Genomic DNA, 21,321 nt, shown 5'->3' with positions numbered 1-21,321 from the left:
ATGGCCATGCCGCTCCGCCAGTCCATCAAGGTGGCGACGTATCTCGCTGAACAGAAGCTCCGCAAGCGGGACAAGTTCCCGCTGATCGTCGAGCTGGAACCGCTCTACGCCTGCAATCTGAAGTGCGAGGGCTGCGGGAAGATCCAGCACCCGGCGGGCGTGCTCAAGCAGCGCATGCCGGTGGCGCAGGCCGTGGGCGCCGTCCTGGAGTCCGGTGCGCCGATGGTGTCCATCGCCGGCGGCGAGCCCCTGATGCACCCTCACATCGACGAGATCGTGCGGCAGTTGGTGGCGAAGAGGAAGTACGTCTTCCTGTGCACCAACGCCCTGCTGATGCGCAAGAAGATGGAGAAGTTCAAGCCCTCGCCGTACTTCGCGTTCGCCGTGCACATCGACGGGCTGCGGGAGCGGCACGACGAGTCGGTGGCGAAGGAGGGGGTGTTCGACGAGGCCGTGGCCGCCATCAAGGAGGCCAAGAAGCGCGGCTTCCGGGTGACCACCAACTCGACCTTCTTCAACACCGACACCCCGCAGACCATCATCGAGGTCCTCAACTTCCTCAACGACGACCTGAAGGTCGACGAGATGATGATCTCGCCCGCCTACGCCTACGAGAAGGCGCCCGACCAGGAGCACTTCCTCGGCGTCGAGCAGACCCGCGAGCTGTTCAAGAAGGCCTTCGCGGGCGGCAACCGGCGACGCTGGCGGCTCAACCACTCGCCCCTGTTCCTCGACTTCCTGGAGGGCAAGGTCGACTTCCCGTGCACGGCGTGGGCGATCCCCAACTACTCGCTCTTCGGCTGGCAGCGGCCCTGCTATCTGATGAGCGACGGGTACGTCACGACGTACCGGGAGCTGATCGAGGACACCGACTGGAACGCCTACGGCCGGGGCAAGGACCCGCGCTGCGCCAACTGCATGGCGCACTGCGGCTACGAGCCGACGGCCGTCCTCGCCACCATGGGATCGCTGAAGGAGTCCCTGCGCGCCCTGCGCGAGACCGTCTCCGGGAACCAGGGGTGATGGGATGACCGCCGTGTCGCTGGGCGTTCCCGCGCTGCCGGTCCGGCCGATCGCCGAGCGGCGCGTGTCGCGGGGGATCCAGGTCGGGTCGGTGGCGGTCGGGGGCGGGGCCCCGGTGTCGGTGCAGTCGATGACGACGACCCGTACGTCGGACATCGGCGCCACGCTGCAGCAGATCGCCGAACTCACCGCGTCCGGCTGCCAGATCGTCCGTGTCGCCTGCCCCACGCAGGACGACGCGGACGCCCTCGCCACCATCGCGAGCAAGTCGCAGATCCCGGTGATCGCGGACATCCACTTCCAGCCGAAGTACGTGTTCGCGGCGATCGAGGCCGGGTGCGCGGCGGTGCGGGTGAACCCCGGCAACATCAAGCAGTTCGACGACAAGGTCAAGGAGATCGCGCGGGCGGCGAAGGACCACGGGACCCCGATCCGGATCGGGGTCAACGCCGGCTCGCTCGACAGGCGGCTCCTGCAGAAGTACGGGAAGGCGACGCCCGAGGCGTTGGTGGAGTCCGCGCTGTGGGAGTCCTCGCTGTTCGAGGAGCACGACTTCCGGGACATCAAGATCTCGGTCAAGCACAACGACCCGGTCGTGATGATCGAGGCGTACCGGCAGTTGGCCGCTCAGTGCGACTACCCGTTGCATCTGGGGGTGACCGAGGCCGGTCCGGCGTTCCAGGGCACGATCAAGTCCGCCGTGGCCTTCGGGGCGCTGCTCAGCGAGGGGATCGGGGACACGATCCGGGTCTCGCTGAGCGCCCCGCCGGTCGAGGAGATCAAGGTCGGCATCCAGATCCTGGAGTCGCTGAACCTGCGGCAGCGGCGGCTGGAGATCGTCTCGTGCCCCTCGTGCGGGCGGGCGCAGGTCGATGTGTACCGCCTCGCGGACGAGGTCAGCGCCGGTCTCGAGGGCATGGAGGTGCCCTTGCGGGTGGCTGTCATGGGCTGTGTCGTCAACGGGCCCGGGGAGGCGCGGGAGGCGGACCTGGGGGTCGCCTCCGGCAACGGCAAGGGGCAGATCTTCGTGAAGGGCGAGGTCATCAAGACCGTGCCCGAGTCGAAGATCGTGGAGACCCTCATCGACGAGGCGATGAAGATCGCCGAGCGGATGGAGAAGGACGGCGTCGCGTCGGGGGAGCCGGCGGTCACCGTGAGTTGACAACGGGCTGAGAGAGCACGGATCGAGAGGGGGCCCGACGTGACGATTCTGGAGAGCATCCGGCAACCGCGCGACCTGAAGGCGCTGACCGAGGCGGAACTCGGTGAACTGGCCGAAGAAATCCGGGAGTTCCTGGTGCACGCGGTCGCCAGGACCGGTGGTCACCTGGGGCCCAACCTGGGGGTGGTGGAACTCTCCGTCGCGCTCCACCGGGTCTTCGAGTCACCCGTCGACCGCATCGTCTGGGACACCGGTCACCAGAGCTATGTCCACAAGCTGCTGACAGGGCGTCAGGACTTCTCCAAACTGCGCGGCAAGGGCGGCCTGTCCGGCTACCCCTCGCGCGAGGAGTCCGAGCACGACATCGTCGAGAACAGCCACGCCTCCACCGCCCTCGGCTGGGCGGACGGCCTCGCCAAGGCCCGCCAGGTGCGGGGGGAGAAGGGCCATGTGGTCGCGGTCATCGGCGACGGCGCCCTGACCGGCGGCATGGCCTGGGAGGCCCTCAACAACATCGCGGCCGCCAAGGACCGGCCGCTGATCATCGTCGTCAACGACAACGAACGCTCCTACTCCCCGACCATCGGCGGCCTCGCCAACCACCTGGCCACCCTGCGCACCACCGACGGCTACGAGCAGTTCCTCGCCTGGGGCAAGGAGGTCCTGCTGCGCACCCCCGTCGTCGGCAAGGAGGTCTACGAGGCGCTGCACGGGGCGAAGAAGGGCTTCAAGGACGCGTTCGCACCGCAGGGGATGTTCGAGGACCTGGGCCTGAAGTACGTCGGCCCGATCGACGGGCACGACACCAAGGCCGTCGAGTCGGCGCTGCGCCGCGCCAAGCGCTTCCACGGGCCGGTCCTCGTGCACTGTCTGACCCAGAAGGGCAGGGGGTACGAGCCCGCGCTCGCCAACGAGGAGGACCACTTCCACACGGTCGGTGTGATGGACCCGCTGACGTGCGAGCCGCTCACTCCCTCCGGCGGACCCTCCTGGACCTCGGTCTTCGGTGACGAGATCGTCCGGATCGGCGACGAGCGCGAGGACGTCGTGGCGATCACGGCGGCGATGCTGCATCCGGTCGGGCTCGGCAGGTTCGCGGAGAAGTTCCCGGACCGGGTGTGGGACGTCGGCATCGCCGAGCAGCACGCGGCGGTCTCCGCGGCGGGGCTCGCGACGGGCGGCCTCCACCCGGTCGTGGCGGTCTACGCGACCTTCCTCAACCGGGCCTTCGACCAGTTGCTGATGGATGTGGCGCTGCACCGGTGCGGGGTCACCTTCGTCCTGGACCGGGCCGGTGTGACGGGTGTCGACGGCGCGTCGCACAACGGTATGTGGGACATGTCGATCCTCCAGGTCGTGCCGGGGCTGCGGATCGCCGCGCCGCGCGACGCCGAGCAGTTGCGGACACAGCTGCGGGAGGCGGTCGCCGTGGACGACGCCCCGACGCTGATCCGCTTCCCGAAGGAGTCCGTGGGGCCCGAGATCCCGTCCCAGGAGCGGGTGGGCGGCATGGACGTCCTGCACCGCACCTCCTCCCCGGACGGCCCGGCGGTGCTGCTCGTCGCCGTCGGCGTCATGGCGTCGGTGTGCCTCCAGACCGCCGAGCTGCTGGAGGCACGGGGTATCGGCTGCACCGTCGTCGACCCGCGCTGGGTCAAGCCGGTCGATCCGGCACTGCCCTGGCTCGCCGACGAACACCGGCTGGTGGCCGTCGTGGAGGACAACAGCCGGGCGGCCGGGGTCGGTTCGGCGGTGGCCCTGGCGCTGGGGGACGCCGAGATCGACGTACCCGTACGGCGGTTCGGGATCCCGGAGCAGTTCCTCGCGCACGCCAAGCGCGGGGAGGTGCTGGCGGACATCGGGCTGACACCGGTCGAGATCGCCGGACGGATCAGCGCCTCACTGGCCGCCCGGGACGAGTCCGTGAAGGGGGACCTGTCCGAGGCCGAACCGTCCAAGGAGAAACCGTAGATGACCACCGTGGAACCCGCCGCCGGCACCGGGGAGTTCGACCTCGGCAGACTCCTGGCCGAGCGCGGCGCCGAGCGCTACGAACTCCACGCCCGGCACCTCAACCACCAACTCCCGCGCATGCTGCACACCATCGGCTTCGACAAGGTCTACGAGCGGGCCGAGGGCGCGTACTTCTGGGACGCGGACGGCGCCGACTACCTGGACATGCTCGCCGGGTTCGGGGTGATGGGGCTCGGCCGCCACCACCCCGTGGTCCGCAAGGCGCTGCACGACGTGCTCGACGCACAGCTCGCCGACCTGACCCGCTTCGACTGCCAGCCGCTGCCCGGACTGCTCGCCGAGAAGCTGCTCGCCCACAGTCAGCATCTGGACCGGGTGTTCTTCGGCAACAGCGGTACGGAGGCCGTCGAGACCGCGCTGAAGTTCGCCCGGTACGCCACCGGCAGGCCGCGCGTCCTGTACTGCGACCACGCCTTCCACGGGCTCACCACCGGCTCGCTCTCGGTCAACGGCGAGGACGGCTTCCGGGACGGCTTCGCGCCGTTGCTGCCCGACACGGCCGTACCGCTCGGTGATCTCGACGCGCTGGCAAGGGAGTTGAAGAAGGGTGATGTCGCGGCCCTCGTCGTCGAGCCCATCCAGGGCAAGGGCGTGCACGAGGCACCGCCCGGCTATCTGCGCGCCGCCCAGGAGCTGCTGCACCGGCACAAGGCGCTGCTGATCGTCGACGAGGTGCAGACCGGGCTCGGGCGGACCGGGGACTTCTACGCCTACCAGCACGAGGACGGCGCCGAGCCGGACCTGGTGTGCGTGGCGAAGGCGCTCTCCGGCGGCTATGTCCCGGTCGGCGCGACCCTCGGCAAGGAGTGGATCTTCAAGAAGGTCTACTCGTCGATGGACCGCGTCCTCGTCCACTCGGCGAGCTTCGGCTCCAACGCCCAGGCCATGGCCGCCGGGCTCGCTGTCCTCTCGGTCATGGAGAACGAGCAGATCGTGGCGGGCGCCCGGGCCACGGGTGAGCTGCTGAAGACCCGGCTGACCGCACTGATCGACAAGTACGAGCTGCTCAGCGAGGTACGCGGCCGGGGCCTGATGATCGGCATCGAGTTCGGCCGCCCCAAGTCGCTGAAGCTGCGCAGCCGTTGGACCATGCTCCAGGCGGCCCGCAAGGGGCTGTTCGCGCAGATGGTCGTCGTCCCGCTGCTGCAGCGGCACCGCATCCTCACCCAGGTCTCCGGCGACCATCTGGAGGTGATCAAGCTGATCCCGCCGCTGGTCATCGGGGAGCGGGAGGTGGACCGGTTCGTGGCGGCCTTCACGGAGGTGATGGACGACGCGCACAGCGGGGGCGGACTGATGTGGGACTTCGGGAAGACGCTGGTGAAGCAGGCGGTCGCCAACCGATAGAGGAGCCCACGGCAGCGCGGGCGCGTGGCTTTGCCTCTGAGGCAAGAAGTTTGCCGCAGAGGCAAAGCTGAGGCTGAATGGAGGCATGAGCCCCTCCGAGGGTACGCACCCTCCCGAGCCCCCACCGGACGAGCCACCGCCCGCGTCCCCGAGGGACGAGCCACTGCCCGCCGTCGCCCCGCGGTTGCGGGCCCTGCGCCGCCGGGCCGCCCTCACCCTGGAGGCCGCGGCCCGCGCCGCCGGGCTGTCGCCCGCACACCTCTCCCGGCTGGAGACCGGGCAGCGCCAGCCCTCGCTGCCGATGCTGCTCGCGCTGGCCCGCGTCTACGGTACGACGGTCTCGGAGCTGCTCGGCGAGACCGTCGCCGAGCGGGACGCCGTGCTGCGCGCCCCCGACATGGAGCCGACCCGGGCGGGCGGCTGGACGTACTGGCAGGCGGGCGCGTCCGGGCGCGGGATGCAGGCACTGCGCGTCCATGTGCCGCACGGCTCGCAGGGCGACATCGTGCGGGTGCATCCCGGCGAGGAGTGGCTCTACGTCCTGAAGGGGCGGCTGCGGCTGCGCCTCGGGGACACCGCGCATCTCCTCGCGCCCGGGGACAGCGCGCACTTCGACTCGCTGACCCCGCACCGCATCGCCGCCGCCGACCACGACGGCGCCGACCTCCTGTTCGTCCACACCCTGCTGCAGAGCCCGACCGCCGCGCTGTGCCTCGGGCCGACCACCCCCGGAGAGACACCGTGACCGACCTGGAAGAGAAGTTCCCCCGCGCCCTGTGGGTGCGGCTCATCATCTACATCGCGGTCGGCCATGTCTTCGCGGCCTTCATCTACCTGCTGTTCGAACTGGGCGCCAAGCAGTAGCGGTGAGCGCGCGGCCGGGGGCGGGCCCGGTCGTCCAGATCGTCTAGTCGAGCAGGCGCTCGCGCAGCCGCTCCCTGATCTGCGGGGTCACCTTGAGACCCCGCTCCAGATAGGTGTCGACATCGCCCCAGGTCTCGTCGACGGTGTCGAAGGCCATCTGGAGGTACTCGGCGCGGGCGTCGAAGAGCGGGCTCAGCAGCTCCATGACCTCCGGGGAGTAGGCGCTCGCGGAGGTGCTGCTGCGATGCACCTTGTAGCGGCGGTGCTTGGCGTTCGACTCCAGATAGTCGGCGACGATGGCCTCGCGCTCGACGCCCAGGGCGAGGAGCGTGACGGCGATGGAGAGGCCCGCGCGGTCCTTGCCCGCCGCGCAGTGCATCAGCGCGGGCACGCTGTCCTCGGCCAAGGCGTGCAGCACACGGGAGTGCTCGGACGTGCGGTGCTTGATGATCGTCCGGTAGGAGGCGATCATCCGGCCGGCCGCCTTGCCGTCGTCCAGCAGGGCGCGCAGCTGGTCCAGATCGCCGTCCCGGACCATCTTCCAGAACTCGGCGCCGTCCGCCGGGTCGCTCAGCGGCAGGTTCACATTGAGGACGCCGGGCAGCTCGACGTCCGGGCCCTCCAGCTTCTGGTCGGCCGCGTTGCGGAAGTCGAAGATCGTGTGCAGACCCAGCGAGGCAAGGAACGCGGCGTCCTCGTCGGTCGCGTGCGCGAGGTGGCCGCTGCGGAACAGGACCCCGTGCCGCACCCGGCGACCGTCCACGGTCGGCAGGCCGCCCACATCGCGGAAGTTGCGCACTCCGGTCAGCTCGGGCTCGGTCGACGGGATCTGCTGCGTCACTGGGGCTCCTCCCCTCCGGCCGTCGGCGCCGCTCGTCGACGGACACGCACTCGACACCGAGGCGCGCACTCGACGATACGACATGGGTGCGTACACCAATGAGTTGTCCACAGGGGCCGTTGCGCGGGCCCGAGGCGGTTGTCCACAGGGGGTCGCGGACGACCCGTCCGGAGTTGTCCACAGGGTCCGCGAGCGCCCGTGACGACCTGCCATGATGTCGGAGCCCGATCGCACCTGTTCGAATCTGTGGGGACCTGATGTTGGAAATCGGCGCCGACGGCCGTACCTGGCTTCTTACGGGGCCCAGGAGCAGCTATGCCCTGCGGCTCACGGAGAACGACGAGCTGCTGCACCTGCACTGGGGCCCCGGCATCACGCTCGCCGACGCCGAGGAGCTGGCGGCCCGGCAGCAGCTGCCGTACTGGCCGTTCGAGGCCCCGGTCGACGGGCACGAGGAGTACCCCGTCGAGGGCGGCCCCCGCTTCACCCGGCCCGCCCTCTCCGTGCGCACGGACGAGCGGCGCGGCACCGAGTGGACCTTCCAGGGGCACGAGGCCGACGGCGAGGAGCTGCGGCTGCGGTTCACGGACGACGGCCTCGGGATCACCCTGCACTACCGGATGCGCGACGACGTGATCGAGCGGTGGGTGACCCTCACCAACGAGGGGCCGGCGGTGGAGCTGCTGCGCGCCGACTCGGCGACCTGGACGCTGCCGTCGCGCGCGGAGGAGCCCTGGCGGCTGTCCCAGCTGCACGGGCGGTGGGCGGCCGAGTCGCGGCTGGTGCGCGGGGACCTCACCTACGGCGAGAAGGTCATCGGCAGCCGGCGCGGGCACACCGGGCACCAGCACCTGCCCTGGGTCGCCCTCGACACCGACGCCACCGAGGAACGCGGCGAGGTCTACGGCTGCGCGCTGGGCTGGTCGGGGTCCTGGCGGATCGCGGTCGCCCAACTCCCGGACGCGCGCGTGCAGATCACCGGCGGCGCCGGATACGACGAGTCCGGTCTGCTGCGGCTGGACACGGGCGAGACGTTCACCACGCCCGTCTTCGCCGGCCTGTGGAGCGACGGCGGTCACGGCGGGGCGAGCCGGGCCTGGCACGCGTACCAGCGGGCGTACGTCATCCCGGACGCCGACCAGGACCGGCCGGTGCTCTTCAACTCCTGGGAGGCCACCGAGTTCGACATCTCCGAGGAGCAGCAGGGGACGCTCGCGCGGCTGGCGGCGGCCATCGGGGTCGAGCTGTTCGTCGTCGACGACGGCTGGTTCGGGGCGCGGACGAGCGACCGGGCGGGCCTCGGCGACTGGACGCCCAATCCGAACCGTTTCCCGGAGGGGCTCAAGCCGCTTGCCGACCAGGTGCACGCCCTCGGTATGCGCTTCGGCATCTGGGTGGAGCCGGAGATGGTCAATCCGGACAGCGAGCTGTACCGGGCGCACCCCGAATGGGCACAGTTCCAACCGGGACGAAAGCAGACGGAACTGCGTAATCAGCTCGTCCTCAATCTCGCGCGCGAGGACGTCCAGGAGTATTTGTGGGAGCGACTGGACTCGCTTCTCTCCAGCGCGCCGATCGACTATGTGAAGTGGGACTTCAACCGCTGCTTCACGGATGCCGGCTGGCCCGGGGAGCAGTATCCGCAGAAGTTGTGGGTCGAGCACGTGCGCGCCTTCTACGCCCTGCTGGACCGGCTGCGGGCCGCGCATCCGGGGGTGGCGTTCGAGTCGTGCTCGGGCGGCGGCGGCCGTATCGACCTCGGGGTGATGGCGCGGACGGACCAGGTGTGGACGTCCGACAACACCGATCCACTCGACCGGCTCGCCATCCAGCACGGCTTCAGCCAGATCCATCCGGCCCGGGTCATGGCGGCCTGGGTCACCGACAGCCCGAACAACCAGCTCAACGGCCGGGTCAGCTCGCTGCGGTTCCGCTTCGTCAGCGCCATGGCGGGTGTGCTCGGCGTCGGCGGCGACCTCACCCGGTGGACGGAGGAGGAGCTGGCCGAGGCGCGGGAGTGGGTCGAGCGGTACAAGGAGATCCGGCCGGTCGTGCAGCGCGGCGATCTCTACCGGCTGCGGCCTCCCACGGGCGGGCTGAGCGCCGTCCAGTACGTCCATGGTGACGAGGTCGTCGTCCTCGCCTGGCTCCAGGCCCAGCGGTACGGCGAGCCGCTCGCCCCGCTCCGGCTGCGCGGGCTCGACCCGGCAGGGGTGTACGAATGCCGTGAAACGGGCGAACGGTACCGAGGGGCGGTGCTGTTGCATCACGGGGTGCGGACGGGGCTGCGTGGTGACTTTGATGCGGCAGTTATCCGCCTGCGTCGCACTTGAGCGAACTGTCCGAAATGGAGCTGTAATTCCAACAAGCCCTGGAATAAAGCCTACTGGGTCGTAGCCGCGTGAGCAGCGTCATATTCGTGACGTTCCGCTGTCGCCATGTTCACGTAATTCTTAGGCGTTTCCAGGGCGGTTGGAAAACAATCAGGACCGGTCTTTTACGGAGCGTGAGGGTGGATTGATGTAAGGATCAGGTAGGAAGACGCACAGGAAGTCCCAATGGTTGTCTCTGTGGGCACAAGTCGCTTACGTTCGGCGTCAATCCGGACGGACGCCCAATCCTGCCGCCGACCGGAGCCGCATACCGACCCGATCCACGGCAGGAGCGGGGGACCCACAGGAATCACCGCCTGTTCCGGTCTCCGGAACAGGCTAGGGGTAAAGCCGTGCGCAAACACGGCCGGACATCTCCAGTCCGCACCCGACAGCTCACCTCGTAGGCGCCGGAGAGGAATTCGCCATGCCCGCGAAGGGTAAGCACCGCCGTCCGAAGTCCCAGCGTTTCACCCGCTCCATCGCCGCCGCCGGGACCGGTGGCGCGGCGCTCGCGCTGCCGCTGATCGGAGCCGCCGGCGCCCAGGCCGCGACCCCGGCGACCGCCGTTTCCGGTGTGTCCGAGAAGACGGCCACGATCACCGTCGAGAAGGCCGCGCAGGCGGAGAAGACCGCCACCAAGAAGACGGCGACCGAGACCTACTCGGTGAAGGTCGGCGACTACCTTGCGAAGATCGCGGACGAGCAGGACGTCGAGGGGGGCTGGAAGCAGCTCTACTCGGACAACCGTGAGGCCATCGGGTCGGACCCGTCGCTGATCCACCCGGGGCTGAAGCTGTCGATCGGCGGGCAGGCCCCGTCGAGCGGTACGTCGCAGTCGTCGAAGCCGCAGCTGTCGCAGTCCTCGAAGTCCGCCAAGTCGTCCGAGTCGTCTGACTCGTCCCAGTCCTCGAAGTCCTCCGGTTCCGCGAAGCAGGAGGCGAAGGACACCCAGGCCTCGACCTCCACGTCGAGCGACAAGGCCTCGTCGTCCAACGGCTCCGGCTTCAGTGTGCCCATCCAGGGCGCCACCGTCGGCACCGCGTACAAGACCGCCGGCAGCATGTGGTCCAGCGGCTACCACACGGGCGTCGACTTCGTGGCCCCGACCGGCACCAGCCTCAAGGCTGTGGGCGCGGGCACCGTCGTCTCCGCCGGCTGGGGCGGCGCGTACGGCAACCAGGTCGTCATCAAGCTCGCCGACGGCTACTACGCCCAGTACGCCCACCTGTCCTCGCTCTCCGTCTCCGCGGGCCAGTCCGTGAGCGGCGGCCAGCAGATAGGCCTCTCCGGCGCGACCGGCAACGTCACCGGCCCGCACCTCCACTTCGAGATCCGCACCAGCCCCGACTACGGCTCGGACATCGACCCGCTGGCCTACCTTCGCTCGAAGGGCGTCAGCGTCTGACGGCACCTCCGCCCGCCGTCCGCGGCGCAGGCCGGTTCCCGTGATCGGGGGCCGGCCTTCGGCGTTTCATGATCACCGTGTTGCGGTCTTGTGGCATGGCCGATCAATACCTCGACACGTCCGCGAGGCGCGGGAAGAGTGATCCGCACAAGCGCTTTCTGCCTCGTCGAAGGAGTGTTGTGCGTACCGCCCGACGCCGAAGAACCGTCATCCTCACCGCGACCGCCCTGCTGGCCGGACTCTTCTCCGTACCCGCCGGACACGCCGCCGGGACACCGCGCAGGGTCGTGGAGAACCTGGACCGGGGCCTGGTCGCGGTGCCGTCCGGAAAGGGGACCTTCCTCAGCTGGCGGCTGCTCGGCACGGAGTACGCCCGGTACGGCGACGCGATCGCGTTCAACGTCTACAAGGGCGGCAGGAGGCTGAACCGGGCGCCGGTCACCCGGTCGACGACGTACCAGGACAACAGCCGTGGCACGGGCGCGTACAGCGTGCGGGCCGTCGTCAACGGGCGGGAGAGCAAGCCGAGTTCGGGGCTGGACTTCCGCCGGGGGTACGCCGAGATTCCCCTCGCCGCCGCCGACGGTTACACCGTGCAGCATGCCTGGCCGGGCGACCTCGACGGGGACGGGCGGTACGAGCTGGTCGTGAGCCGGCTCTCGGGGACCCGGGACCGGCCCGACCTGCTGGAGACGTACACACTGACCGGCGAGCGGCTGTGGCGCGTCGACCTCGGCCCCGGCTCGTACACGCAGGCCGGCGGGAACGGCGCCAACGATCCGGCGCCCGCCGCGATCAGCGGCTCGACGGCGATCGGCGGCTACCGCAACGACGACAACGTGACCGTGTTCGACCTGGACGGCGACGGCCGGGCCGAGGTGCTGGTGCACACGGCCGCCGGGACGACCTTCGCGGACGGGACACGGGTCACCGCGGACTCGCCCGCGAGTCAGTTCGTCTCCGTGATCGACGGCGCGACCGGCGCCGAGCGCACCCGGCAGCCCGTCCCCGACGACTTCGTCGCCGACGGCCCGTCCGGCGGCCACTTCGGCATCGCCCATCTCGACGGGGTCCGCCCGAGCCTCGTCACCAAGCTGGTCACCCGCGTCGGCGCCCGGCGCGGCGCCTTCCGCGTCCTCTTCCAGACCTGGGACTTCGACGGCACGAACCTGAACCGGCGCTGGAAGTACGTCGTCCCCGCCGCGAGCGGCGCGACCAGCTTCCACCAGATCCGTACCGTCGACGTCGACCTCGACGGCAAGGACGAGATCGCCGACGGCAACTACGTGGTGAACGGCGACGGCACGCTCCGGTACGTCGTCGACGGCGCCGGACACGGCGACCGCTTCCACATCGCCGACCTCGACCCCGACCGCCCCGGTCTGGAGGGCTTCGCGATTCAGCAGGCGGAGCTGGGCGTCATCCCGAAGTTCCCCTGGTACTACTACGACGCCGACACCGGCGAGCGCCTGGTGACCGGCCGGCACCCGGCGGACTGGGAGAACGACACCGACATCGACGTCGGCCGGGGCAGCACCGGCGACATCGACCCGGAGCACCCCGGCTACGAGTACTGGACCTCCACCGCCGACGTCACCGCGCCCGGCGCCGGCGTCTACAACGTCCAGGACGGCAAGGTCGCCACGACCACCCCGAGCGTCAACTTCCGTATCTGGTGGGACGGCGACAAGGGTTCGGAGCTGCTGGACTTCACCCATGTCTCCGAGTGGGACCCGGCGACGGAGACCAGCACGAAGATCTTCGACCCGGCCGGTGTCGTCTCCGGGGCACGCAACGCGACCCCCTTCTACGGCGACATCGTCGGCGACTGGCGTGAGGAGATCCTCGCCGAGACCGCCGACCACACCGCCCTGCGGCTGTACACCACCACCGAGCCCACCGGGACCCGGCTCTACACGCTCGCCCAGAACCCCGCGTACCGGCTGGGCTGGACCGTCCGCGGCTACCTCCAGTCGACGTACACGGACTACTACCTCGGCACCGAGACCCGCCGCATCCCCACGCCGGCCATCACGACACCCCACCGCACAGGCCGAACAGAAGGAGCGTCATGACCACCCGCAGAGCTTTCGGAGCCCTCGCCGCCGGTGCCGCCCTCGGGGCGCTCGCCCCGGCGGGGCCCGCGTCCGCGACCCCGCACCGGCGCCGCGGCCGGCTGATCGCCGCCGACGACTTCCGGCACGGGCTCCGGCAGTGGGCCGTCGAGCTGGAGAGGGGCGGTACGGTCACGGCCTCGCGCGGGGTGCTGGAGGTCGACGTACCGGCCGGGGCCACGGTGTGGTTCAGGAGGAAGCTGGAAGGGCCGTACGTCATCGAGTACACGGCCACCCCGGTCTCCGCGGGCGGGGTCAACGACCGCGTCTCGGACCTCAACAACTTCTGGAACGCCGTCGATGTGCGGTCGCCCGATGATCTTTTCGCCACTCCACGAGGGGGCGCGCTTGCCGAGTACGACCATCTGAAGACGTATTACGTCGGATACGGCGCGAACACCAATACGACGACGAGGCTGCGCAGGTACGTCGGTGAGGCGGGCGTACGGCCGCTGATCTACGACTACACCGAGCCGTTGCTCGTCGCGAACGAGCCGCACCGCGTCCGGATCCTCTCGGACGGCTCCACCGTGCGGTGGTGGAACAACGGGCGGCTCGTGTTCGACCACACGGACCCGCAGCCGTACACCAGCGGGCATTTCGCCTTCCGGACCACATGGAGTCACTTCCGGATCGAGAACTTCCGGGTGTGGCGACCGGCCGGCTCGACCTGGCGTATTCCGGGTTGACCAACACTTGACGCGTGGTCTATCTCACCGTCCGTCAACCCTTTATTACGGTCGCGTAGGTCACATCCGAAGGTGAATCATGGGCCGATGTGGCAGACGATTCGAAGAATGACAGCAGATCAATGATCGGGTCGTACGTGGCGGTGGGGGACAGCTTCACCGAGGGCGTCGGCGACCCCGGGCCCGATGGGCGGTTCGTCGGCTGGGCCGACCGGTTCGCGGTGCTCCTCGCGGACCGGGTGCCCGAGGGCGACTTCGATTACACCAACCTGGCCGTGCGGGGGAAGCTCCTCGACCAGATCGTGGAGGATCAGGTGCCGCGGGCGCTGGAGCTCGCGCCCGACCTGATCTCCTTCTGCGCGGGCGGCAACGACATCATCCGGCCGGGCACCGATCCCGACGAGGTCGCCGAGCGGTTCGAGCGGGCGGTGTCCCAGCTCACTTCGGCCGTGGGCACCGTGCTGGTGACCACCGGCTTCGACACGCGTGACGTGCCGGTGCTGAGGCATCTGCGGGGCAAGATCGCCACGTACAACCTGCATGTACGGGCCATCGCCGACCGGTACGGGTGTCCCGTCCTGGATCTGTGGTCCCTCAAGACGGTGCAGGACCGGCGGGCCTGGGACCTCGACCGGCTGCATCTGTCGCCGGAGGGGCACACGCGGGTCGCTCTGCGGGCCGGGCAGGTGCTGGGCGTCGACATACCCGCCGATCCCGATCAGCCGTGGCCTCCGCTGCCGCCGCGCGGCACGCTGGAGATGCGGCGCGACAACATCCAGTGGGCGCGGGAGTATCTGGTGCCGTGGATCGGGCGGCGGCTGCGGGGGGAGTCGTCCGGGGATCATGTGTCGGCGAAGGGGCATCTGTCGCCGGGGGACATCAAGATGCGGATCGGGTCGGTGGCCTGAGGGCGTGGCCTCCGGCGGTTGGCCGGTTCGAGTGCGGGGGCCGGGACATGGGGCGGCCGGGGCTGTGGGCGCCTAGTAGCTCGGGGGTTCGGGTTCGTTGGCGGGTGCGGTCCGGTGGGGCTTCTCGCGCAGTTCCCCGCGCCCCTGACGGGGCGCGGTTCCTCGGCGCTCTGACGGGGCGCGGTGCCCAGCGCTGCTGACAGGGCGCGGTCAGCGGGTTGCCGCTGTCAACGAGGCCCGGGTCAGGCCCAGTTCGTGGGCCAGGGCCTCTTCGGCCCAGTCGTGGGCGCGGGTGCGGGAGACGGCTCCGTCGTAGGCCGTGAGCTGGACGGCGAGGCCGTCCAGGAGGGCGGTGAGGCGGAGGGCCGTCGCCGAGGGGTCCGGGCAGTGGAACTCGTCGGCCGCCACGCCGGCCTCGATGACCTCGGTGAGCGCGGCCTTCCACTGCCGGTCCAGGTCGCGGGTGACCTCGCGCAGAGCCGGTTCGCGCAGGGCGGCCGCCCAGCCCTCGATCCACAGGCGCCAGCCCTTGGCCTGGCCCGTCGGGGCGTACCAGCGGACCGCCGCCCGGAGCCGGCGCAGGGCCGTGGTGCGGCGGCCGAGCAGCTTGCGCAGATGGGCGAGGTCGTCCTCGGCGGCGTACCGGAAGGCCTCGGCGACCAGTCTCTCCTTGGTGGAGAAGTGGTAGAGCACCAGGGCGTTGCTCACCCCGAGGACGGCGGCCACGTCGGCGATCCTTACCGCCGCCACGCCCCGCGCCTCGATCTGCCCGATGGCGGCCCGCAGCAGCTCCGTACGCCGCTCGGCCACACTCAACCGCACCCTGCCCACGCGGCAACCCTACCCACGCCCCGGACGGCCGCCGTGGTGTTCGAGCCACCTCTCCGGTGTCAGCGGTGCCAGCCGAACCGGTCCGTGATCGTCGGGAGGCGGTCCGCTGCGATCGCGTGGGCGGCGGCCCGGGGCGTCGTGCCGTCGGCCTCGGCCCGGGCGAGCATCAGGTCCACGAGGGCGCGCATGGAGCGGCGGGTGTGGGCGAACGCCTCGGCGGCGGTGGGGCCGATGTCGCCGAACAGCGTCCACCACCACCAGGCGTTCGTCCCGGAGTTGACCACGACGTCGGGCAGGACGGTCACCCCGCGCGCGGCGAGCGACTGCTCGGCGGCCGGGAGGACGGGCATGTTGGCCGCCTCGACGATCAGCCGGGCGGTGATGTGGTGCTGGTTGGTGGTGTCGATCGCGTAGGAGACGGCCGCGGGGACCAGGACGTCGGCTTCGGCGGCCAGCCAGGCGTCTCCGGGGGCCTCGTGGTCGTCGGGGCCGAGCACGGAGCGGTCGATTGTGCCGTGCGGGTCGCGGGCGGCGAGCAGCGTCTCGACGTCCAGACCCGCCGGGTTCGTGATCGTGCCCTTGATGTCGGCGACGGCGACGATCGTGAGGCCGGCGCTGGCGAGGAAACGGGCGGTGGCCCCGCCCATGGTGCCCAGCCCCTGGACGGCGACCCGGGTCCCGGCGTACGGCGCGCCGGCCCGGTCCAGGGCCGTGAGCACGGACTCGGCGACACCGCAGCCGCCGACCAGCTCGTCGAGGCCGATGCCGTCCACCCGCACCGCGAAGGCGTCCGCGAGGCGCCGCCGGGCCGTGTCCTCGTCGTCGAGGAGGGGGTACACCGCTTGGATCGTCGACACGAGACCCGCCTCGGCGGCCGCGCGGTCCACCAGGTCCTGGGTGAGCCCGAGGTCCTCGCCGGTGGTCCAGAACGTCTCGATGTACGGGCGCGTCGCACGCAGATAGCGGACGAGGACGCCGTACGCCTCCGGGTCCCGGGGGTCGCAGTCGATGCCACCCTTGGCGCCGCCGAGCGGGACGTAACGGCCCTCGGGGGCGTAGTGCAGCGCCTCCTTCATGGTCATGCCGCGGGCGAGTCCGGCGACCTCGTCCAGGGTGCAGCCGGGGCGCATCCGCAGGCCGCCGCTGGAGACCCCGCGCACCAGCCGGTCCACGACGAGGAAGCCCCGCCGACCTGTGACGTGGTCGGTCCAGGTGAGGGACATGAAGGGGGTGCTGGTCATGGGGCTCCTCGGAGGGCCCGGTGAGGCCGGGCGGAGAGGTTGAGGGGGGTGGAGGCGGCGGGAACAGACGGGGCTACTGAATGGTTGGGCAGTATGACATCGGCCGGTGACGGGTTGGGCCCGGCGCTGTCCGAGGGGCGGACCATAATGGGATGCCTGAGCGAATCAACCAGGAGGTGCCGTGTCCGGTTCCGGTTCCCGTTCTCTGAGCTCGGGGCTGCGCGCAGCGCGGCCCGCCGCCTTCGGCGCGGATCCGAGCGGTGCCCGGTTGGAGCGGATCCGTAGATCCCCGCACTTCGCGAACGGGGTCTTCGTGAACCCCGAGAGCGCGCAGGTCCGTCCCTCCGGCAGCGCCGCCGTGGAGATGGCGAAGAGCTACTTCCGCAAGGACGAGAGGGCGCGGCGGACCCCGGCGGGGCTGATTCCCGTGCACTCCACCACCCTTGCCGACCTGGCCCGGCCCCCGGCGAGCGGGCTGCGGATCACATGGATGGGCCACTCCAGTGTGCTCGCCGAGATCGACGGGCACCGGGTGCTCTTCGACCCCGTCTGGGGCGAGCGCTGCTCCCCGTTCGCCTTCGCCGGGCCCAAGCGGCTGCACCCCGTGCCGCTGCCGCTGGCCGCGCTCGGCCCGGTCGACGTCGTCGTCATCTCCCACGACCACTACGACCACCTGGACATGCCCACGATCAAGGAGCTGGCGGGGACGGACACGGTCTTCGCCGTGCCGCTCGGCGTCGGCGCCCACCTGGAGCACTGGGGTGTCTCCGCGGACCGGATCCGCGAGCTGGACTGGCAGGAGACCACGAAGGTCGGCGGTCTCACCCTGACCGCCACCCCCGCCCGGCACTTCTGCGGCCGGGGTCTGCGCAACACCCAGCACACCCTGTGGGCCTCCTGGGTCGTCGCCGGTGACGAGCACCGGATCTACCACAGCGGCGACACCGGGTACTTCGACGGCTTCAAGGACATCGGAGCCGAGCACGGCCCGTTCGACATCACCATGATCCAGGTCGGCGCCTATTCGGAGTTCTGGCCCGACATCCACATGACGCCCGACGAGGGGCTGCGGACCCACCTCGATCTGCAGGGCGGCGAGCCCACCGGTGTGCTGCTGCCCATCCACTGGGCGACGTTCAACCTGGCGATGCACGCCTGGGCCGAGCCGGGCGAGCGGATGCTGTGGGCCACGCACGGCGCGGGGGTCACGATGGCAGCGCCGCGCCCGGGGGAGCCGTTCGAGCCGAAGAACACGCCGCCGGTCGACCCGTGGTGGCGTGCGGTGTCCCAGGGACCGGTCGGCGGCTGGCCCGCCTGGCCGCCCGTGGGGGAGCGGTTGGACCTGGTGGCGGAGAGCTGAGAAACCGATCGAGAGCCGATCGAGAGCCGATCGAGAATTCTCCCGACAGGGTGATTTTTCGATTGACGTCGAGGGCCGGGGAGCAATGCGCTCCCCGGCCCTCGATGCATATTGTCGACCTTTTCTGAACAGCTCTGATCGAAATTCGGGCAGAGAGAGAAGCCGGCAGGAACAAGCGTCCGAAGAATTATCGGACTGTCGCACGAAGCCTCATACCAGAGCGGGACGCATTACGGCGGTCTTTGTCAACTGCGCACCGCACATGACGCGTTGGCGACTACTGTGAGTTGCCGTCGGACGACGCAGGGCTGAATTCTTCGACTCTCGCGACCGACACGCGATGGCGCATGCCCAAGTCGCCCAGACGCGGCACCCCCCACGCCCAGACGGACCAGTACGAGGACGCTGATGTCTCACCTTCGCGCACCGGCCGCACGCGCAGACCGCCGTGAGGGCGGGCGGCACGGGCGATCGGCCACCCGTGCCGTCCCCTCGCTGCCCGAGATCCACATACGGCCACAGCTGGTGCGCCTCGCGGTCCTGCCCCCCACCGCGGTCGCCCTCAGCGCCTGCGCCGCCGTCCTCTTCACCTTCCGCGCCGGCGGCGCCCGCCCCAGCCTCACCCTGTGGGCGGTCCTCGCCGGAGCCGCCGCGGTGGCCCTCGCCGGCATCGCGATCGCCGCCGTCGCGGCCGGCCGCACCGCCAGGTCCGTCCGCGAACGCCTGGGCGCCCTGCGGCAGATCAGCACCAAGAGCGAGGACGATCTGCGCGCCCTCGTCGACGCGCTCCGGCGCGGCGACCAGCCGCCCGCGCGCGGCCCCCGGGCCAAACCCGCCGCGGACGCCGACGACTTCGAGCTGCTCACCGCCGACCTGGCCCGCGCCCACGACAGCGCCGTCACCGCCGTCGTCCAGGCCTCCCAGCTCTCCAGCCACGCGGGCAGCGAACAGAAGCTCGAAGTCTTCGTGAACCTGGCACGCCGGCTGCAGTCCCTGGTCCAGCGCGAGATCTCCATCCTGGACGACCTGGAGAACGAGATCGAGGACCCCGATCTCCTCAAGGGCCTCTTCCACGTCGACCACCTCGCCACCCGAATCCGCCGTCACGCCGAGAACCTCGCCGTCCTCGGCGGCGCCGTCTCCCGCCGCCAGTGGAGCAACCCCGTCTCCATGACCGAGGTGCTGCGCTCCGCGATCGCCGAGGTCGAGCAGTACTCCCGGGTCAAACTGGTGCCCCCGGTCGACGGCACCCTGCGCGGGCACGCCGTCGCCGACGTCATCCACCTCCTCGCCGAACTCGTCGAGAACGCCACGGTGTTCTCCGCCCCGCACACCCAGGTCCTGCTCCGCGCCAACCTCGTCACCTCCGGGCTCGCCGTCGAGGTCGAGGACCGAGGCCTCGGCATGCCCGTCACCGAGCAGAACAAGATGAACGCCCTGCTCGCCGACCCCGACCAGGTCAACGTCGCCAGCCTCCTCCAGGACGGCCGCATCGGTCTCTTCGTCGTCTCCCAGCTGGCCCGCCGCCACGGCATCCAGGTCCGCCTCCAGAGCAACATCTACGGCGGCGTCCAGGCCGCGTTCGTCGTCCCCCAGGGCCTGCTCGGCAACGACCCGGGCGATCTGCCGCAGACCCAGCCCCACACCGAGCAGCACACCGGCGCCCGCCGCCCCGACGGGCCCCGCCTCGTCCAGCCCGCCACTCCACAGCGGGCGTCCGCACCCGGCCCCGCCGACCGCCCGACGACCGAGCGGCCCGGCCGCACCACCACCGGCCGGCCCGCCCCCGCGCAACCCGGCCGCCCGTCCTCCGCGCAGCCCGCGCGCCCCGAGCCTGGCCACCGCTCCACCCCGGCCCGCGCCTCCGTGCCCCGGCAGCAGGGCCCCGGCCGGGGCAGCGGCCAGCAGAGTCCGGGCAGAGGCGGCTCCGGCCCGACCCCGCTGCCGGTGCGCGGCGCCCGGGACGCGCGGCCCAACCCGGCCGAGGCCGTCCCCGGCATCCGGCCCGACGACCGGCGGACCGTCGCCGAGAACGCCGGGACGCCCCCCACCCCGCGCGTCGGCGGCGCCGTGCGCGGCACCATGGGCAAGCCCCAACTGCCGCGCCGCCGCGCCCAGCAGCACATCGTGCCCCAGCTCCGCGGCGGCCCCGCGCCCACGCCCCGCCAGGACCCCGACCACTACATCGGCCACGACCCCGGGCTGATGGCCGCCTTCCAGCGCGGCATCGGACTCGCCGAGGCCCGCCAGATGGAGACCTCCGACTGGGACACCTCCACGCTGGACACGGCCACCGCGGACCTCGCACCGCCCGCCCCCGACGCCGCGTCCCGCATCGACACGGGACAGCTGAACACGGGGCAGCTGAACACGGGCCGGCTGAACACGGGCCACCCCGCCCCGATGTCACCCGGCGGCACGGACCGCCCGGACGCGCTCCGCCCGGACGCGCTCCGCATGGAACTGGCCCCCATGGACGCGCCCCACAAGGACGCCGCCCAACCCCTGGGCGGACACCCCAGGGGCGTCGCCCCCATAGCCGTACCGCCGTCGGCACTCGACGCGGCACACGACCTCACGCCCCGGCAGGACGGGAGCACACCGGCCGGATGACCGCCCCCCTCACCACCCCCACCACGGTCCCCACCCCCTGCGCTCCCGCAGACCAACGCACCCCAAGGAGTCGATCCACCATGGCGAGCGATGCGCCGACCGGCCATGTATCCGATCTCGACTGGCTGATGAGCGGCCTCGTCCAGCGTGTACCGCACACCTCCAGCGCGGTGCTGCTCTCCTGCGACGGCCTCGTGAAGTCGGTCCACGGCCTCGATCCGGACAGCGCCGACCACATGGCGGCCCTGGCCTCCGGCCTGTACTCCCTCGGCCGCAGCGCGGGCGTCCGCTTCGGTGACGGCGGCGACGTCCGCCAGGTCGTCGTCGAACTCGACTCGACCCTGCTGTTCGTCTCCACCGCGGGCTCCGGCACCTGCCTCGCCGTGCTCGCCGGACGCGAGGCCGACGCCGCCGTCCTCGGCTACGAGATGGCCATGCTCGTCAAGAGCGTCCGCCCCTACCTGGTCACCCAGCCCCGCCAAGCCGTCGAACCCTCAGCGATGAGGCCTTGACC

Annotated in this window: 17 protein-coding genes and 1 riboswitch; of the genes, 14 read left to right on the top strand and 3 right to left on the bottom strand. The window is 70.8% G+C overall.

Annotated features, from left to right (window positions below):
- The 6 genes from hpnH to ABT147_RS27520 all read left to right on the top strand — a co-directional run bounded on the left by hpnH (position 1) and on the right by ABT147_RS27520 (position 6,430).
- Positions 1 to 1,023, top strand: coding sequence for an adenosyl-hopene transferase HpnH (gene hpnH, locus ABT147_RS27545; protein WP_351410837.1), 1,023 nt, complete (start codon positions 1 to 3; stop codon positions 1,021 to 1,023).
- Positions 1,024 to 1,027: 4 nt separating this feature from the next.
- Positions 1,028 to 2,185, top strand: coding sequence for a flavodoxin-dependent (E)-4-hydroxy-3-methylbut-2-enyl-diphosphate synthase (gene ispG / locus ABT147_RS27540; protein WP_351410835.1), 1,158 nt, complete (start codon positions 1,028 to 1,030; stop codon positions 2,183 to 2,185).
- A 39-nt stretch (positions 2,186 to 2,224) separates the two neighbouring features.
- A complete protein-coding gene (dxs, locus tag ABT147_RS27535) occupies positions 2,225 to 4,156 on the top strand; it encodes a 1-deoxy-D-xylulose-5-phosphate synthase (RefSeq protein WP_351410833.1) in 1,932 nt (643 codons plus the stop codon).
- Positions 4,157 to 5,566, top strand: a complete 1,410-nt coding sequence (locus ABT147_RS27530) for an aspartate aminotransferase family protein (RefSeq protein ID WP_351410830.1) — start codon at positions 4,157 to 4,159, stop codon at positions 5,564 to 5,566.
- Positions 5,567 to 5,651: 85 nt separating this feature from the next.
- Positions 5,652 to 6,311: a helix-turn-helix domain-containing protein gene (locus ABT147_RS27525; protein WP_351410828.1), complete on the top strand. Its 660-nt coding sequence runs from the start codon at positions 5,652 to 5,654 to the stop codon at positions 6,309 to 6,311.
- The gene (locus tag ABT147_RS27520) at positions 6,308 to 6,430 is read left to right on the top strand and encodes a DUF6126 family protein (RefSeq protein WP_086753480.1); all 123 of its coding nucleotides are present in this window, start codon (positions 6,308 to 6,310) and stop codon (positions 6,428 to 6,430) included. The genes ABT147_RS27525 and ABT147_RS27520 overlap by 4 nt, the downstream gene beginning before the upstream one ends.
- Positions 6,431 to 6,473: 43 nt before the next feature.
- Here ABT147_RS27520 and ABT147_RS27515 read toward each other — a convergent pair whose 3' ends face one another.
- Positions 6,474 to 7,271, bottom strand: coding sequence for a tyrosine-protein phosphatase (locus ABT147_RS27515; protein WP_351410825.1), 798 nt, complete (start codon positions 7,269 to 7,271; stop codon positions 6,474 to 6,476).
- A gap of 257 nt (positions 7,272 to 7,528) precedes the next feature.
- Here ABT147_RS27515 and ABT147_RS27510 point away from each other — a divergent pair, with 257 nt between their 5' ends.
- From ABT147_RS27510 to ABT147_RS27490, 5 genes are all read left to right on the top strand, one after another.
- Entirely contained in the window at positions 7,529 to 9,604 is a 2,076-nt protein-coding gene (locus ABT147_RS27510; protein ID WP_351410823.1) for an alpha-galactosidase, read from the top strand.
- Positions 9,605 to 9,906: 302 nt separating this feature from the next.
- Positions 9,907 to 10,066: riboswitch (cyclic di-AMP (ydaO/yuaA leader) on the top strand.
- A 4-nt stretch (positions 10,067 to 10,070) separates the two neighbouring features.
- Complete coding sequence (locus tag ABT147_RS27505) at positions 10,071 to 11,051, top strand: M23 family metallopeptidase (protein ID WP_351410821.1); 981 nt, start codon at positions 10,071 to 10,073, stop codon at positions 11,049 to 11,051.
- Between the two features lie 179 nt (positions 11,052 to 11,230).
- On the top strand, positions 11,231 to 13,126 hold the full coding sequence (locus ABT147_RS27500; RefSeq protein ID WP_351410819.1) for a rhamnogalacturonan lyase family protein: 1,896 nt from the start codon (positions 11,231 to 11,233) through the stop codon (positions 13,124 to 13,126).
- Entirely contained in the window at positions 13,123 to 13,854 is a 732-nt protein-coding gene (locus ABT147_RS27495; protein WP_351410817.1) for a DUF6250 domain-containing protein, read from the top strand. Before ABT147_RS27500 ends, ABT147_RS27495 begins: the two co-directional genes overlap by 4 nt.
- Positions 13,855 to 13,976: 122 nt before the next feature.
- Complete coding sequence (locus ABT147_RS27490; protein WP_351410814.1) at positions 13,977 to 14,762, top strand: SGNH/GDSL hydrolase family protein; 786 nt, start codon at positions 13,977 to 13,979, stop codon at positions 14,760 to 14,762.
- Positions 14,763 to 14,972: 210 nt separating this feature from the next.
- On the opposite strand, the gene ABT147_RS27485 is transcribed toward ABT147_RS27490, so the two are convergent.
- Both ABT147_RS27485 and ABT147_RS27480 read right to left on the bottom strand, forming a co-directional pair.
- Positions 14,973 to 15,593 carry a TetR/AcrR family transcriptional regulator gene (locus ABT147_RS27485; protein ID WP_351410812.1) on the bottom strand — a complete coding sequence of 207 codons (621 nt, stop codon included), beginning with the start codon at positions 15,591 to 15,593 and terminating at the stop codon, positions 14,973 to 14,975.
- A 59-nt stretch (positions 15,594 to 15,652) separates the two neighbouring features.
- Positions 15,653 to 16,834 carry a Glu/Leu/Phe/Val dehydrogenase dimerization domain-containing protein gene (locus ABT147_RS27480; protein WP_351410810.1) on the bottom strand — a complete coding sequence of 394 codons (1,182 nt, stop codon included), beginning with the start codon at positions 16,832 to 16,834 and terminating at the stop codon, positions 15,653 to 15,655.
- Positions 16,835 to 17,015: 181 nt separating this feature from the next.
- Here ABT147_RS27480 and ABT147_RS27475 point away from each other — a divergent pair, with 181 nt between their 5' ends.
- From ABT147_RS27475 to ABT147_RS27465, 3 genes are all read left to right on the top strand, one after another.
- A complete protein-coding gene (locus tag ABT147_RS27475; RefSeq protein WP_351410808.1) occupies positions 17,016 to 18,194 on the top strand; it encodes an MBL fold metallo-hydrolase in 1,179 nt (392 codons plus the stop codon).
- A gap of 408 nt (positions 18,195 to 18,602) precedes the next feature.
- Complete coding sequence (locus ABT147_RS27470) at positions 18,603 to 20,807, top strand: ATP-binding protein (RefSeq protein ID WP_351410806.1); 2,205 nt, start codon at positions 18,603 to 18,605, stop codon at positions 20,805 to 20,807.
- An 80-nt stretch (positions 20,808 to 20,887) separates the two neighbouring features.
- Positions 20,888 to 21,319, top strand: a complete 432-nt coding sequence (locus ABT147_RS27465; protein ID WP_326574514.1) for a roadblock/LC7 domain-containing protein — start codon at positions 20,888 to 20,890, stop codon at positions 21,317 to 21,319.
- The last annotated feature ends 2 nt before the right edge of the window (positions 21,320 to 21,321 follow it).

The sequence above is a fragment of the Streptomyces sp. NPDC001868 genome, assembly GCF_040297125.1.
Lineage (GTDB): Bacteria > Actinomycetota > Actinomycetes > Streptomycetales > Streptomycetaceae > Streptomyces.
The sequence above is the reverse complement of the archived record's forward strand: the minus strand, read 5'-3'. Positions and strand labels throughout refer to the sequence as shown.